Source organism: Profundibacter sp., from assembly GCF_056498605.1.
In genome coordinates, this window is record NZ_JBSMEZ010000110.1 from 1 (window position 1) to 14,443 (window position 14,443).

At 53.3% G+C, this 14,443-nt stretch carries 15 protein-coding genes and 1 pseudogene; 6 read left to right on the forward strand and 10 right to left on the reverse strand.

Annotation, left to right across the window (positions count from 1 at the left end):
• Positions 1-64: 64 nt before the first annotated feature.
• The gene (locus ACWB12_RS11570) at positions 65-1,210 is read right to left on the reverse strand and encodes a hypothetical protein (protein ID WP_479530240.1); all 1,146 of its coding nucleotides are present in this window, start codon (positions 1,208-1,210) and stop codon (positions 65-67) included.
• Between the two features lie 193 nt (positions 1,211-1,403).
• Here ACWB12_RS11570 and ACWB12_RS11575 point away from each other — a divergent pair, with 193 nt between their 5' ends.
• Both ACWB12_RS11575 and ACWB12_RS11580 read left to right on the forward strand, forming a co-directional pair.
• Entirely contained in the window at positions 1,404-1,865 is a 462-nt protein-coding gene (locus ACWB12_RS11575) for a MarR family winged helix-turn-helix transcriptional regulator (protein ID WP_479530241.1), read from the forward strand.
• Between the two features lie 322 nt (positions 1,866-2,187).
• The gene (locus tag ACWB12_RS11580; RefSeq protein ID WP_479530242.1) at positions 2,188-2,379 is read left to right on the forward strand and encodes a TIM barrel protein; all 192 of its coding nucleotides are present in this window, start codon (positions 2,188-2,190) and stop codon (positions 2,377-2,379) included.
• Here the strand turns inward: ACWB12_RS11580 and eda are convergent.
• The 9 genes from eda to uxaC all read right to left on the reverse strand — a co-directional run bounded on the left by eda (position 2,376) and on the right by uxaC (position 11,629).
• Entirely contained in the window at positions 2,376-3,017 is a 642-nt protein-coding gene (eda, locus tag ACWB12_RS11585; RefSeq protein ID WP_479530243.1) for a bifunctional 4-hydroxy-2-oxoglutarate aldolase/2-dehydro-3-deoxy-phosphogluconate aldolase, read from the reverse strand. The two genes, ACWB12_RS11580 and eda, sit on opposite strands and share 4 nt — an antisense overlap.
• A gap of 95 nt (positions 3,018-3,112) precedes the next feature.
• Positions 3,113-4,303 (reverse strand): mannonate dehydratase, encoded by a 1,191-nt coding sequence (gene uxuA, locus ACWB12_RS11590; RefSeq protein ID WP_479530244.1) that lies wholly within the window; start codon positions 4,301-4,303, stop codon positions 3,113-3,115.
• Positions 4,300-5,754: a mannitol dehydrogenase family protein gene (locus ACWB12_RS11595; protein WP_479530254.1), complete on the reverse strand. Its 1,455-nt coding sequence runs from the start codon at positions 5,752-5,754 to the stop codon at positions 4,300-4,302. Before ACWB12_RS11595 ends, uxuA begins: the two co-directional genes overlap by 4 nt.
• Positions 5,732-6,478, reverse strand: coding sequence for a 2-dehydro-3-deoxy-D-gluconate 5-dehydrogenase KduD (kduD, locus tag ACWB12_RS11600; protein ID WP_479530245.1), 747 nt, complete (start codon positions 6,476-6,478; stop codon positions 5,732-5,734). The genes ACWB12_RS11595 and kduD overlap by 23 nt, the downstream gene beginning before the upstream one ends.
• Positions 6,475-7,299, reverse strand: coding sequence for a 5-dehydro-4-deoxy-D-glucuronate isomerase (gene kduI / locus ACWB12_RS11605; RefSeq protein ID WP_479530246.1), 825 nt, complete (start codon positions 7,297-7,299; stop codon positions 6,475-6,477). The genes kduD and kduI overlap by 4 nt, the downstream gene beginning before the upstream one ends.
• Positions 7,300-7,326: 27 nt before the next feature.
• Positions 7,327-8,607 (reverse strand): TRAP transporter large permease, encoded by a 1,281-nt coding sequence (locus ACWB12_RS11610; protein ID WP_479530247.1) that lies wholly within the window; start codon positions 8,605-8,607, stop codon positions 7,327-7,329.
• 2 nt (positions 8,608-8,609) lie between these two features.
• Positions 8,610-9,134: a TRAP transporter small permease gene (locus ACWB12_RS11615; RefSeq protein ID WP_479530248.1), complete on the reverse strand. Its 525-nt coding sequence runs from the start codon at positions 9,132-9,134 to the stop codon at positions 8,610-8,612.
• 67 nt (positions 9,135-9,201) lie between these two features.
• The gene (locus ACWB12_RS11620; protein WP_479530249.1) at positions 9,202-10,191 is read right to left on the reverse strand and encodes a TRAP transporter substrate-binding protein; all 990 of its coding nucleotides are present in this window, start codon (positions 10,189-10,191) and stop codon (positions 9,202-9,204) included.
• 31 nt (positions 10,192-10,222) lie between these two features.
• Positions 10,223-11,629, reverse strand: coding sequence for a glucuronate isomerase (uxaC, locus tag ACWB12_RS11625; RefSeq protein WP_479530250.1), 1,407 nt, complete (start codon positions 11,627-11,629; stop codon positions 10,223-10,225).
• 97 nt (positions 11,630-11,726) lie between these two features.
• Between uxaC and ACWB12_RS11630 the strand changes: the two genes are divergently transcribed.
• The 4 genes and pseudogenes from ACWB12_RS11630 to ACWB12_RS11645 form a co-directional block, all read left to right on the forward strand.
• Positions 11,727-12,428: a GntR family transcriptional regulator gene (locus tag ACWB12_RS11630; protein WP_479530251.1), complete on the forward strand. Its 702-nt coding sequence runs from the start codon at positions 11,727-11,729 to the stop codon at positions 12,426-12,428.
• On the forward strand, positions 12,425-13,336 hold the full coding sequence (locus tag ACWB12_RS11635) for a sugar kinase (RefSeq protein WP_479530252.1): 912 nt from the start codon (positions 12,425-12,427) through the stop codon (positions 13,334-13,336). Before ACWB12_RS11630 ends, ACWB12_RS11635 begins: the two co-directional genes overlap by 4 nt.
• A gap of 196 nt (positions 13,337-13,532) precedes the next feature.
• The gene (locus ACWB12_RS11640) at positions 13,533-13,934 is read left to right on the forward strand and encodes a DDE-type integrase/transposase/recombinase (protein WP_479530253.1); all 402 of its coding nucleotides are present in this window, start codon (positions 13,533-13,535) and stop codon (positions 13,932-13,934) included.
• A 31-nt stretch (positions 13,935-13,965) separates the two neighbouring features.
• Positions 13,966-14,443 (forward strand): annotated as a pseudogene (locus tag ACWB12_RS11645) (IS6 family transposase); the annotation flags it as partial.

The window sequence follows — 14,443 nt, forward strand, 5'->3', positions numbered from 1 at the left end:
TAATTAAACGACAGCGGCAAAACCCTTAGCGAGGATCTTGCCGCTGCCGAATCGGAGTTTTTTACTAGTGAAGTGAAATCGCACTCATATCAACAAAACGCCCCTGCACAGCCCAACCCGTTGTATCCAAAGTATTTTCGCGCACTGCGATAATCAGTTCGTTCTCACCCTCTTTTAGGTTAAGAAAAACGGTGTCAAATAGCCCTACAGTGCCAAGGAAACGATAGTCGCGAGTATAAGGCGCATCCATGCCATGAAACAGAATGTCGCCATTCAGAAATACCGTGCCATAGTCGCTGAAACCAAATTCAAACGCTTTGATTTGATCGGTTTCGGAATGGATGTTTAGCCGGGCAAAAATAGTGTCTGCCCCCTCGGCAATGCCCTGCAATATCGACAAGTTCACTTGGCCGGAAGCTTTGGAGGCCACGGTGTGATAGGTCATGTCAGTATCAGCAGCGCTGAGGCTGGTTTTATCGACCAACGTTGCACCATCAAAAGCATCAGAAATTTCCCACTGCTCCACGGTTCCGGCTTCACCAACAACAGCAGGTACGGGCGTGCCTGAAATTGCAACATTTTCCATCGATGTCGCATTGAAATTAGCCATCCAGACAGGACCGGACAAATTCAAACCCCACAAGGCAAATCCGCCTGCCGTTGGGTCGCGCTCCAAATTGACACTATATTCTGGAGTCATTCCGTCACCAATATAGATGTCCGCTAGGCCGTCATTGATTGCCAGTTTCACATGAATCCATTCGCCATGAGGATACACGGTCGGGCTGGAATATTGTTTCCCATAATGCAACTCCCATGACGCAACACCATTGTATTCAGGCATATACTGGTTTGCATCTGGATTTCCGGATTGATGCGCACGCATGTAGAAATTCTCAAAATCACCCGGCGATTGCGTACGAAAGCGTAACCCACCAAAGCTACGGGTTGCGTCAAACAGGATATCATATTCGATCACTCCGTTCAATATCGGTGCAGCTTTTGCAACGACCATACCAAAGCCCACAAAGTCATCGGGGTTTTCGCGCACGCCAAGGCGTACAGCCTGTTGGCCAGCCTTTTCTTCAACCATAGTGCCGCCAATAAAGGCCCAATTATCTTCGGTAAATGGCAATGGCTCTGCGATTGCTGCTTGAGGCATCCCAAGAACGCCAATCGTGCAGGCTGTGTAAATTAATTTGTGTAACATAGTATACCTCATGTTTTTCTAAAAAACTGGCATTTTGCCAACGTTAACAACACAGTATTCCGCTGTATGATGGTGTCTCGGAGTGCGGATGTTGGTGTTATTTGGATGTTATTGAGGTTTTACAGTTAAAACAAGATGTAATTGCATTGACTTTTGATTGCCAACAAAATTCACTCACTGTAGGGCTAGAACCATGCCAAACCCTGAAAAACCAATCATCAATCTGTGGCTTGCACTAAGTCTCGCACAGCAATCGATGACCAATCAGATAGAAGAGCGTCTGAAACATGCCGCTTTGCCCACTTTGGTGTGGTTCGAAGTGCTATTTGAATTGGAACATGCCCCCAAGTGTCTACGACCTTATGAATTGCAAAAAGTTCTTTTGTTCAAGCAACACAATTTGTCCCGCCTACTTGCCCGTATGATCGACGCAAAAGTAATTCAGGAGGGTGATGCGCCCTTGGATGGGCGCGGCAAGACGTTTTGCACCACGAAAGAAGGGCGCAAAATGTCGCGCCGTATGTGGCACTGCTACAGTCCGGTTCTGCACTCTATGCACGCGCAGATATCGGAACATGTAGATCCAGAGCAAGTTACCAATGCGCTACGAAGTTTGGTCAATCAAAAAATTCTAGACCATTTTGAAGTGGAATAACAAAGCACCCCAAAAACGGCTTTGTGGGTGGCGTCGATGGCCCTTCAGCCAGCATCTTAATATATCTATGTGGTGGCGAGCAAATACGCTCGCCATCGTGTCATACCGTATTTCTCACGGTGACGATACACACAGCGTTCAAGCCGGTCTTCAGAAAACAAAATAGGTGGCTCATATACAAACTGAATTTACCCAGGCGGATACGCTAAACGAATTTTTAGGAGACTCGTAGTCTACCAATGAAAATTCCGTCGGGGATATAGTGAAACGACATAGAAAAACCGCTTAGAGTGTCATTTCGCCCCCTACCGGAACAGACCCCATGATGCCGATCATCGGGCATATCCAGATCGCAGCGGTTCCCAGCCGTGCAGAACCGGATGAGGGCGAACTGGATTACCGGTATATTCTGAAGCTGATTGACCGCTTGGGTTATACTGGGTTTGTCGGTGCCGAATATAAACCGCATGGCACAACGGGCGCAGGTCTTGGCTGGATCAGAACCATCACCTAAGGCGCAAGCAAACGCGCATTTCTGGCCAGTGCCGTAATCGCATCCCAATCCGCCGCCGCAGTTAAATACTTTGGCGCAACCCAGCTGCCGCCGACGCAGACGACATTCTCCAATTCTAGATAACCCTGCGCATTTTCAACGCTCACGCCGCCCGTCGGGCAAAACCGGACTTGTGGAAATGGCCCACCCAGTGCCTTGATTGCCAGTGCCCCGCCCAAAGTGCCAGCGGGGAAAAATTTCTGCATGCTATAGCCGCGTTCCAACAGGCGCATAACTTCGGACGCGGTGGCGGCCCCGGGCAGCAGTGGCAGGTCTTCATCCTCGCAGGCTTGCAACACCACATCTGTTGCCCCGGGAGAAACCCCGAATGCAGCCCCCGAGGCTTTGGCAGATTTCACATCGGCAGGGGTCAGCAATGTGCCTGCCCCAACCACACCACCGGCCACATCTGCCATCGCCGCAATCGCCGCAAGTGCTGCGGGCGTGCGCAAAGTCACCTCGAGAACCGGCAAACCGCCGGCAATCAACGCCTTGGCAAGATCAGCGGCAGTGCTGGCATCTACAACTTCAAGCACAGGAATAACCGGAGCAAGGCTGCATATCCGTTCGCACTCAATGCTCGCGGCTGTCGGGGTCATGGTGTCATCCTTTTTCTGTTTTGTGTCTGCATCACAAGCGGGGATATGTTCAGTCTACTACCCAAGATGGGTCACAACAATATCGCTATCTGCACTCAAGCAGTTTCATCGTGGTTTAGCGCTGTTATTGCCCCACGCAGTTCGGCCAGCCCGCACATCCGGCCAATCAGCGGATACCCGGGATGCGCCGCGCGGGTATGGTCATCCAGCATCATGTGGCCGTGGTCGGCCCGAAACGGGATAACTGCATCCTTTCGCCCCTCGACTTGGCGGTGCTTTTCTTCGCTCAAAAGCACTTGCAATAACGCAATCATATCGGTGTCCCCGCCCAAATGTGTTGCCTCTTGAAATGATCCGTCGGCCTCGGTTCGGACATTTCGTAAATGGGCAAAATGGATGTGGCTTGCAAACCGATGGGCAATTTCAGGCACATTGTTTTTCGGGTTCGCCCCAAGTGACCCGCTGCAAAGCGTCAGCCCGTTGGCCAAGGATTTCTGCTGTTCCAGAACCCAGCCAATATCGTCGCCATTGGTGACAATCCGGGGCAAGCCCAGGATATCACGCGGCGGGTCATCCGGGTGAACGCACATACGAATGTCCAGATCTTCGGCGGCAGGAATAACCTCGGACAAAAAACGTGCAAAATTGGCCCGCAGATCGGCACGGGTCATGCCGTTGTAAGATTGCAGGGCATCGCGCAAACCTGCAACGCTGTATCGTTCAAAAGCTCCCGGCAGGCCCGCCATGATGCTATTGAGCAAGACGTCTCTGTCCGCCTCGCTTGTTGTCGCAAACCAGTCCTGCGCGGCCACGCAAACCGAATTGGAATAATCTGCCTCGGCCCCGGGCCGTTTCAGCATGTAAATTTCAAAAGCTGCCATCTGCACCGTAGAAAACCGCAACGCTGTGCTGCCCTGCGTCAGGGGCGCGCCCAACCGGGTGCGGGTCCAGTCCAGCAATGGCATGAAGTTATAACACACCACCTTTACACCGCATTGCGACAGGTTTTTTAGCGACTGGCGGTGATTGGCGAAAAGCCTATCCAAATCGCCCGTGCCGCGCTTGATATCCTCGTGCAGTGGTAGGCTTTCGGCTACATTCCAGACCAGCCCCGCCGCTTTATCCTGTTCAATCAAACCCTTGCGTTTTTGAATCGCTTGCACACTCCAGACCTCGCCATAGGGGATTTCATGCAGCGCGGTCACCACTCCGGTGGCGCGGGTTTGGGCCACTTCATTCAGTGTGATCGTATCGAGTGGACCGAACCACCGCCAAGATTCCATCATGATACATACTCCTCAACACAGGCATGGGCACCACGGCGGGTTAAATCGGAATAAGCCGCGATAACAGCATTTCGGAATTCTGGGTTTTCTGCCAGATCGGCAGGGAAAACCTCGCGCAGCGATAATAATGCTTCGGCTTTTGCAGGAACAGAACTTGCCCCGTCACTCAGGGTTTTCAGCCGTAGCGCAAGCGGGTCTTGCACCTCAATCAGCTGCCCCTGCTCATCCGTTCCCCCGACATATCGCATCCATGCGGCTACAGCCAAAATCAGGCCGGAACTGTTGCGGCCCGCGTTCATATTTTCGCTGATCGTCGCCAAAATCCGTTGCGGCAACTTCTGCGATCCGTCCATAGCAATTTGATACGTCAGATGGCGGATGGCGGGGTTGGCATAGCGCTCAAACAAGGTGTTTGTGTAATCGGCAAGACAAACCCCTTCGGGTGCATCAAGGCTTGGTGTAATCTCGGATTGCCATAACTGTCTACAATATGTAGCAAAAGCGGGGTCAGATACGGTGTCGAATATCGTCTGGTATCCAGCCAGAAACCCAAGGTATGTCAGCGCGGAATGGGTGCCGTTCAGGCAGCGCAGTTTCATATGCTCAAAGGGGCGCACATCGCGCACCATATCGGCCCCGACCGCACCATAATCGGGCCGCTTATTGTCGATAAACCAATCTTCGATCACCCATTGACGAAAGGGTTCATGCATCACGGGGGCGCGGTCCAGCACACCGGTCTTTTCCGCCAGTTCAGTGATGTTTTCGGGTTTTAGCGCTGGAACGATCCGGTCAACCATAGTCGAGGGGAACGCACCGTTCTGGGCAATCCAATTGGCAAGATCGGGGTCAATCAACCCGGCCAGTTCCAACACAATCCTGCGTAGCATGGCCCCGTTTTCTGGCAGGTTATCACAGCACAACACCGTAAATGGGGCCACACCACAGGCGCGGCGCATCTGCAAGGCCCGCACCAGATACCCCGGTGCTGAACGGGGTAAATCATGTGTCAGATCATGGCTCACATCAGGGTGGTTTGGGTTCAGAAGGCCCGTTGAAGGGGCGTGGCAATATCCTTTTTCGGTCACCGTCAGGCTGACGATCCGAATGGCCGGATCGGCCATTGCCGCCAGCACCGCCGGCGGGTCTTCACGCGCCACGAGCACATTCTGTAAAACCTCGATAACCTGCGATGTTTCGCCACCTGCCGCCAATTCCACGGCGGTATAGGCAAACCCCTGTGGGTGCAGTAAATCCCGCTGGGTCGGGTGCATCAGACTTACCCCGATGATACCCCAATCCCCGCCGGATTTCGCCATCGCCTCGGCCGTATATATCGCCCCGTGCGCGCGGAAAAACGCGCCCAACCCAAGGTGCACAATGCCCGCTTTGGGGCGCGTTGCGGCGGTTACTTTCAATAAGGGCGCATCACCGTGCAAGCCAACCTCCATCAACATTCAATATCGCGCCGTGAATGTATTTCGCGGCCTTAGAGGCCAAAAATACAGCCGTATCGCCAATATCTGCAGGTGTTCCCCAATGCCCTGCCGGAATACGGTCCAGTATGGCCTGATTGCGCAGCGGATCGGCCTGCAAAATGGCCGTGTTATTGGTGCTGATATAGCCGGGCGCGATGGCGTTGACGTTAATGCCCTTGGCGGCCCATTCGTTGGCCAGCAGTTTGGTCAACCCTGCAACACCGCTTTTTGATGCCGTATAGGATGCCACCTTAATGCCACCCTGAAAGGACAACATCGAGGCAATATTGATGATTGCCCCGCTTGCGTCGCGCACGAACGCAGATCGGGCAAAGGCCTGGCTAAGGAAAAATACGGCTTTCAGGTTTACATCCATCACCTCGTCCCAATCGGATTCGGTGAAATCTACCGCATCCCCTCGTCGGATCAGGCCTGCATTATTCACCAGAATATCCAGCGCCCCAAAGGTCTCAAGCGTGGCCCCGGCCGCCGTTGGGTCCGACAGCTCCAGCTTCAGGTATTCGGCCTTCCCGCCTGCCTTGGAGATCAGCGCCAGCGTTTCATCGCAGTTGGATCGCCCAGCGCAAATCACCCGTGCGCCAGCCTGTGCGATTGATGCCGAAATCGCCTGCCCGATGCCGGTATTGGCCCCCGTGACCATCGCCACTTTTCCGGCCAATGAAAATGGGTTGTTCATCGCAGATCCCCCATTGCAACCATATCCATATCGGTGAAATCTACATTATCCCCGGCCATCGCCCAGATAAATGTATAAGACGCCGTGCCAACCCCCGAATGAATTGACCACGGCGGTGAAATCGCCCCCTCTTCATTGCGAATAATCATATGGCGGGTTTCATCCGGCTCTCCCATCAGGTGCACAACGGCCTGATCCACGGGCAAATCGAAATACAGATAGGCTTCCATCCGGCGATCATGTGTGTGGGCCGGCATCGTATTCCACACCGACCCCGCCGCCAACTTGGTCATGCCGACCACCAACTGGCAAGACGTCATCACGTTTGGGTGGACAAACTGATGGATTGTGCGTGTGTTTGCACCTGCCTGCGATCCAAGATCGACCAGAACCGCATCACCTAGGGTTACCAGGCGGGTTGGGTATGTTTTATGCGCCGGTGCTGACAGGATATAAAACCGCCCTGCCCCCGAAAAAGTCACCGCCCCTGCACCCATGCCGATATATAGCATCTCGCCTCTGGCAACATTGTAATCCTTGCCTTTGATCTGCACAGTGCCCGTATCTCCAATATTGGCAACAACCATTTCGCGCCGGTCCAGAATTGAATCTGTGCCGGTTTCCTTAACCTCGTCCAGCACTAAATCCTGATCGGCGGGCACCGCCCCGCCAATGATCATTCGGTCATAGTGCGTATAAACCAGATTGATCTGCCCATCCGTAAACAGCGCCCCCAGATGGAAATTTTGGCGCAAAGTTTCGGTATCAAAAGCCTTGGCACTCATGGGGCCAATCGCGTGGCGGGTTTCAACGGTTAGCATGGTATCTCCGATCATAAAAAAGGCGCATCAATGAAACAGCGATGGCAGCCAAAGCGACAGCATTGGGATATAGGTGACCAGCATAAGCGTGCCCAGTGCGGCGAAATAGAACGGCCAGATTGTGCGCATTACCGTCCATATCTGGATTTTCCCCACCGCACAGCCAACGAACAGTACCGCCCCGACCGGTGGGGTGCACAGGCCAATTCCCAAGTTCAGGATCATGATGATGCCGAACTGCACAGGATCAATACCAAACTGGGTCGCGACAGGTAGGAATATCGGCGTGGTGATGACGATCAGTGGCGACATGTCCATGAATGTGCCAAGCATCAACAGCATCACATTTATCAGCATCAGAATGACAATCGGGTTGTCCGAGACATCCAGCATGAAATCGACCAGCGATGCCGGGATGCGTAATATTGCCAGCAGCCATGCGAAAGAAGCAGCGCATCCGATCACCAGCAGAACCATGGCTGTGGTCCGAACCGAGCTCATAACCGCCTCGACAAAACCGTTCCAGTCCAGCGTGCGGTAGACCGCAACAGTAATCAGCAGCGCATAGACGACGGCGATGCACGAGCTTTCCGAGGCGGTGAAAACGCCCGAACGCACGCCGCCAAAGATAATACCGATCAGGATCAGACCCGGTGCCGCTACCACGAACAAGGTGCCAACCATGCGCCAGCCCGGAAATTTATCCGTGGGATAGCCGCGCTTGCTGGCGACGATCCATGCCGCAATCATCAGCGATATCGCCAGAATGAAACCCGGAATTATTCCCGCAGTAAACAGATCCGCAATCGAGATTTTTCCGCCCGCCGAAATTGAATAGATAATCAGGTTATGGGACGGCGGCAGCATCAACGCGATAATGGACGACACCACGGTAATGTTAACCGAATAGTCAATATCATAGCCGCGCTCTTTCATCTGCGGGATCATCAGCCCACCAATCGCCGAGGCATCCGCCGCAGCCGATCCGGACACCCCGCCAAACAGCGTGGAGGCCGCAATATTCACCTGTCCCAGCCCGCCACGAAAATGGCCGACCAACCCTCCCGCAAAGGCCACCAAACGGCGCGCGATATCGCCACGCACCATCAGCTCGCCCGAAAAAATAAAGAAAGGGATGGCCATCAGGGCAAAGACCGACACACCGGAGTTCAGCCGCTGGAACACCACTTCCGGCGGGAACCCCATGTAAACGACAGTCGCAAATGAGGAGATACCCAGACAAAACGCCACCGGCGTTCCAACCAGCAACAACAGCAAAAACGTGCCGAAAAGAATTTCAATTTCCATGTCTATTCCTCCGGCAATTCGGTTTCACCAAAACGGGAGGTTGGCAGGCCAACCATGCGCCGCGCCAGCCGTTCAAGCGAGAAAAGGATCATCAGAACGCCGCCGCTCAGAATGGGTAAATAGGCCACCCCGCCAGGGAACCCGAGCGACGGAAGTGTGGCGTTCCAGGCCAGTGTTGCCAGACTATAGCCGTAATAAACCATGCCTACAGCAAAGGCGATAATGGCAATATCTGATAGGGAATACATAACCAGTTTCGCCTTTTGCGGCAGCACCATCAACATTATATCAAAACTAAGGTGATACCCTTCGCGGATACCAACAGCCGCCCCCAACATGATAAACCAGCCCATCAGAATAACCGCCATCGGTTCGGTCCAGCTGGGGCTGTCATTCAGCACAAACCGGCCAAACACCTGCCAGGCAATCAGCGCTGTCATTAACACCAGCCCAGCCCCCGACAGCAAAAGCGACAGGCGGGCAATCACAGCCATCATTCGACCCGTTTTTATCACTGTTTCCTGCATTTTGTCTTCCTGATACTCGCGTGGCCTGCAACACGGTTTTGCACTGCAGGCCAATAGTTGCGTGGCTTTATTCAGTCGCCTGAATACGTTTCACCATATCTCTCAAACGATCCGTATCAACGAACTTCGCATAGACAGGCACCATAGCCTCGATGAACGGGGTTTTGTCGATGTCGGTGATAATCTCGACACCGGCTGCGCGCACTTTGGCCTCGGAAACGGCTTCGCGTTCCGCCCATAGTTTGCGCATGACTGGCACCGAATCCTTGGCCGCCTGACGCACCATCACCTGATCTTCAGCAGACAGTTTACCCCATGCTTTGGCGGACATCACCAACACTTCTGGCACGATCAGATGTTGATCCAGGGTATAGTAACCCGCGACCTCAAAGTGACCGGATGATTCAAACGATGGCCAGTTGTTTTCCGCCCCGTCAATCACACCTGTCTGGATCGAAGAATAGACCTCGCCGTATGGCATCGGTGTTGCGTTTGCGCCCAGCGAATTCACCATGTCAACGAACAGATCCGATTGCATCACGCGGAATTTCAAGCCCGCCAGATCCTCGATTGATTTGATCGGACGCTCACGGTTGTAGAACGAGCGCGACCCGCCATCGTAAAACGCGAGCCCGATCAAATCATGTGCCTCGAATGCGGCAAGGATTTCTTCGCCGATCGGGCCATCCATGACGCGGTGCATGTGGTCAGTTGATCGGAATATATACGGCAATGACGGGATTTTCGTTTCCTCGATCAGGTTGTTGAATGGCCCAAGGCTGACACGATTCAGGTCGATCACACCCAGACGGGTTTGCTCGATCGTGTCTTTTTCCTCGCCCAGTTGGGCGGAATGGAAAATATCAATGCCAATACGCCCGCCAGAGCGTTCCTCTAGCAGCTTGCCCATATACTCGACCGCCGCAACAGTCGGGTAGCCGTCAGGGTGTGTATCGGATGCCCGCAGCATCAGGTCTGCCGCATTGGCCACCATTGCAGACGCCATTATTGCCGCTGATGTCATCAACGCAGCACTCAGTGCTCTCCAAGATTTCATTTTAGTTTCCTCCACTAGGTTTTGCCGGTCATCACAACCGGTATGCTTGCTTTGCAAGTCGATAGGCGAGGTCATGTGCAACCCCGTGTGCCTCGTCCAACGCCAGCCGCCCTGTGGCGACCAACGTGGCGAGATATGCGCAATCCACGCGCCGCGACACATCGTGGCGGGCGGGAATTGAACAAAATGCGCGGGTGTCATCATTGAACCCGACTGTGTTGTAAAAACCGGCTGTTTCTGTGCTGGCCTCTCGAAAACGGCGCATCCCCTCGGGGCTGTCATAAAACCACCACGCAGGGCCAAGGCGCAGCGCCGGATAGACACCGGCAAGCGGCGCCAGTTCACGCGAGACAGCGGTTTCATCAAGCGTGAACAGGATGATGGTTAAATCAGGGTTGGTGCCGACCGCCTCCAGCAGCGGGCGCAAAGCATGGACATAATCGGTGCGGGTTGGAATATCACAGCCCATATCGCGCCCGTGCAGCTGCATGATTGCAGGTGAATGATTGCGATACGCCCCCGGATGAATTTGCATCACCAGCCCGTCGTCAATGCTCATCTTTGCCATTTCTGTCAGCATATGGCCCCGAAACGCATCGGCCTCATTCGCGCTGGCCTTTCCGGCGCGGGCTTTGTCAAACAATGCCGCAGCTTCGGCCAAGGCCAGGTTTTCGGTGCGTGCTGTGGGGTGGCCATGATCGGTGCTGGTTGCCCCGTTCGCCTTAAAGAACGCGCGGCGGGTGCGGTGGGCCTCCAGATAGCCCTGAAAATTGCCCGTATCGCAATTGGTCAACGCGCCCAGTTTTTCAACATTATCAGCAAAACCTTCAAACTCGGGGTCGATCTCGGCGTCTGGTCGGTAGGTGGTTATCACCCGCCCTTTCCAGTCCGACGCAGCAATCATCTGATGCCAGCGCAGATCATCCAGTGCGCTCTCGGTGGTGGCAATCACCTCGATGTTAAAGCGCTCAAACAACGCGCGGGGCTTGAATTCGGGTTTTGTCAGGCAGTCGGCAATCTGGTCATATATTTCGTCCGCAGTACTGCTGGACAATCGTTTATTGATGCCAAAAACCGTTCCAAAGGAATGCTCCAGCCACATCTGGCTGGGTGTGCCGCGCAGCAAATAGAAGTTTTCCGCAAACAGCCGCCATATCTTACGCCCATCGGTTTCAACCACCCCGCCATTACGCTGCGGCACGCCAAGGTCGGCGAGCCTGATACCTTGGGAAAACAGCATCCGGAACACATAGTGGTCCGGCGTCACAAACAACTGCGCCGGATCGGGGAAACTCTGATTTTCTGCGAACCAACGCGGGTCGGTATGACCATGCGGGCTGATAATCGGCAATGGCGCGACCTGTGCAAAAAGCTCTTGGGCGATGGCCCTTGTCGTGGATTCAGGTGGAAACAGGCGATTATCGTCAAGTAAGCTCATGGCAATTCACCCCCTCGCCTGTAAACTGCACAAACGCAATAATTGCGTGACAAGATAACTGGTATGCTAGTATGCTAGATATGTCAACGGAGGGCCTATGGCCGAAGAAATGCAAATTCAGTCAATCGCGCCGCTGCGCGCCACGTCGGTCGCCGAGCAGGTGTTTGATTCCCTTCACGAGCAGATTTTGACCTTTGCATTGCCGCCGGGCACCAAAATGTCCGAGGTCGAAGTGTCAAAACAAATGGGCATATCACGCCAACCCGTGCGCGAGGCCTTCTTTCGCCTGTCGCAACTGGGTTTTTTGCTGATCCGGCCACAGCGCGCGACAATCGTGCGCCAAATCTCCAGCACCGAGGTTTTGCAGGCCATGTATATCCGCGCGGCCCTTGAAACCGAAGTGGTGCGCGGGGCTGCAAAATCGCTTGGGGTGGACGACTTGGAACATCTGTCGCTCCTACTGGACAAACAAGAAATTGCAGCTAAAGCCGTTGATAAAATCCAGTTTCACCTGTTGGATGATGCCTTTCACAAGGCGATTTGCGATGCGACCGGTGTTGGGTTCGTCTGGACCCTGATCAAGGAAAAAAAGACCCATATGGATCGTGTTCGCTATTTATCATTGTCCTTTGGTGCCGAATTGGCCCTGAGCGAACATAAGGAACTTTTTAGCGCACTCAAAGCGCGCAACAGCGACAAAGCCATGGCGGCAATCCGCAAACACTTATCGCGGATCAAAGTTGATCTACCCCGCATACGGCAGGAACACGAACATTATTTCGCCAAGGAAGACGCATGAAGCCGCATAGAAATTCGTTCCTGTCGATTGGTGAATGTATGGTCGAACTTTCGTCGACAGGTGCAGACACGTATGCAATGGCTTATGCTGGGGATACATTTAACACCGCGTGGTATGCCAAGCAGATGTTCCCTGCATCGTGGCAGGTCTCGTATCTAACCTGTGTCGGAAAGGATGCCGTGTCGGATGGCATGGTAGGTTTCATTCAGGATGCAGGTATTTCGACAGACTATATTGTGCGTATCGATGGGAAAACGGCGGGCCTGTATATGATCCACCTAGACAAGGGCGAGCGCAGTTTTTCTTATTGGCGGGACAATTCTGCAGCCCGTAGTCTAGCCAACAACCCCGACCTGTTAAACAGCGCTATGCAATCAGCCGGAGCGATCTATTTTTCCGGTATTACCATGGCCATATTATCTGAGGGCGGGCGGGACAATCTGATCACTGCCCTGTCACGCGCCCGAAAAAACGGTCGTCAGATTATTTTTGATTCGAACCTTCGTCCCACCCTTTGGTCAAACACAGACATAATGCGCCAACAAATCAGTCGCGCTGCCAGCGTTGCCGATATCTTACTGCCCTCCTATGATGACGAAGCCTGCCATTTTGGCGACACCGGCCCCACCGATACAATCGAAAGGTATCTTGCACTTGGCGTAAAACTGGTCGTTGTGAAGAACAGCGGTGGTGGAATTATGGCCGCAGATTTTGATGGCGCCAGATACAGCCATATTCCCAACTTGGTTCATGATCCCATTGATACGACCGCCGCAGGAGATTCATTTAACGCAGCTTTTCTTGCTGCCTATATGACAGGCAGCAATATTGAAGCCGCCCTCGAATCCGGCTGCGATCTATCTGCTAAAATTATCCAGAAACGCGGCGCCCTAGTAAATGCTCTGTAGCAAAAAGCATGCGACGGTGGTGTCGCAAATCTTTTGCGAAGTTGAGTTTGCGATATTAGGATAATCCCCCCGAAAATTAGTGGTGTCAGGAATAGAATTTTTTCGGCTCAATATCTGAGGAGATTTTGAATGAAAAACAAACGATACAGCGGCGCACAGATTTTGGGTATCGAAATTTGGTCGCCAGTATGCCAAATTGATCCACCGAGATCGCCCGCCAGTTGGTGACAAATGGCACCTGGACGAAGTTGTCATTGAAATTCACGACAAGAGGCATTGGCTATGGCGTGCGGTAGATCAGAACGGAAACGCGCTGAAAATTCTTGTGCAGAGCCATCGAAATACGAAAGCGGCTAAGCGTTTCATGCGCAAATTGATGAAACAATACGACATGCCGAGAGTGAAGATCACCCCTCTCGTGACATTGCTTTGCAATGCTCTGACGGCAATGGATAAATTGCGCTCTATGGTGCTGCAAAATGGTGCTGCAAAACGGAACTTGGCTCTGGGGTTGGAGCATCGCAGCCACAGGGGTCTGAAGCTTTCTCCTTGTGTTGTGAGTTGCTCGAGAATGCTGGTCGCGGTATCGTCAAGTTGACGGGTCCACCTCTCATTTCTAAACATCTATTATGACAAAACGCAAGAACCCCCCTGGCTTCAAAGGTCACCGCTTTCCGCCCGAAATCATCGAATATGCTGTGTGCTATACTTCCGGTTCAGTTTGAGCCTGCGCGATGTAGAGGATCTGCTTACCGAGCGCGGAATTGTTATCAGCCATGAAACCGTTCGCTTTTGGGTGACCAAGTTTGGTCGACAGTATGCCAAATCGATTCGTCGTGACTGGCCACCGGTTGGCGATAAATGGCATCTGGACGAAGTTGTAATTTCAATCCGCGGCAAGAAACACTGGTTGTGGCGCGCGGTGGATCAGAACGGAAACGCGCTGGAAATTCTTGTGCAAAGCCGCCGGAATACGCAAGCTGCCAAGCGGTTCATGCGCAAATTGATGAAGCAATACGGCGTACCAAGGGTGATGATCACTGACAAATTGCGCTCATACGGGGCTGCAAAACGTGATCTGGCTCCTGGGCTAGAACATCGCAGCCA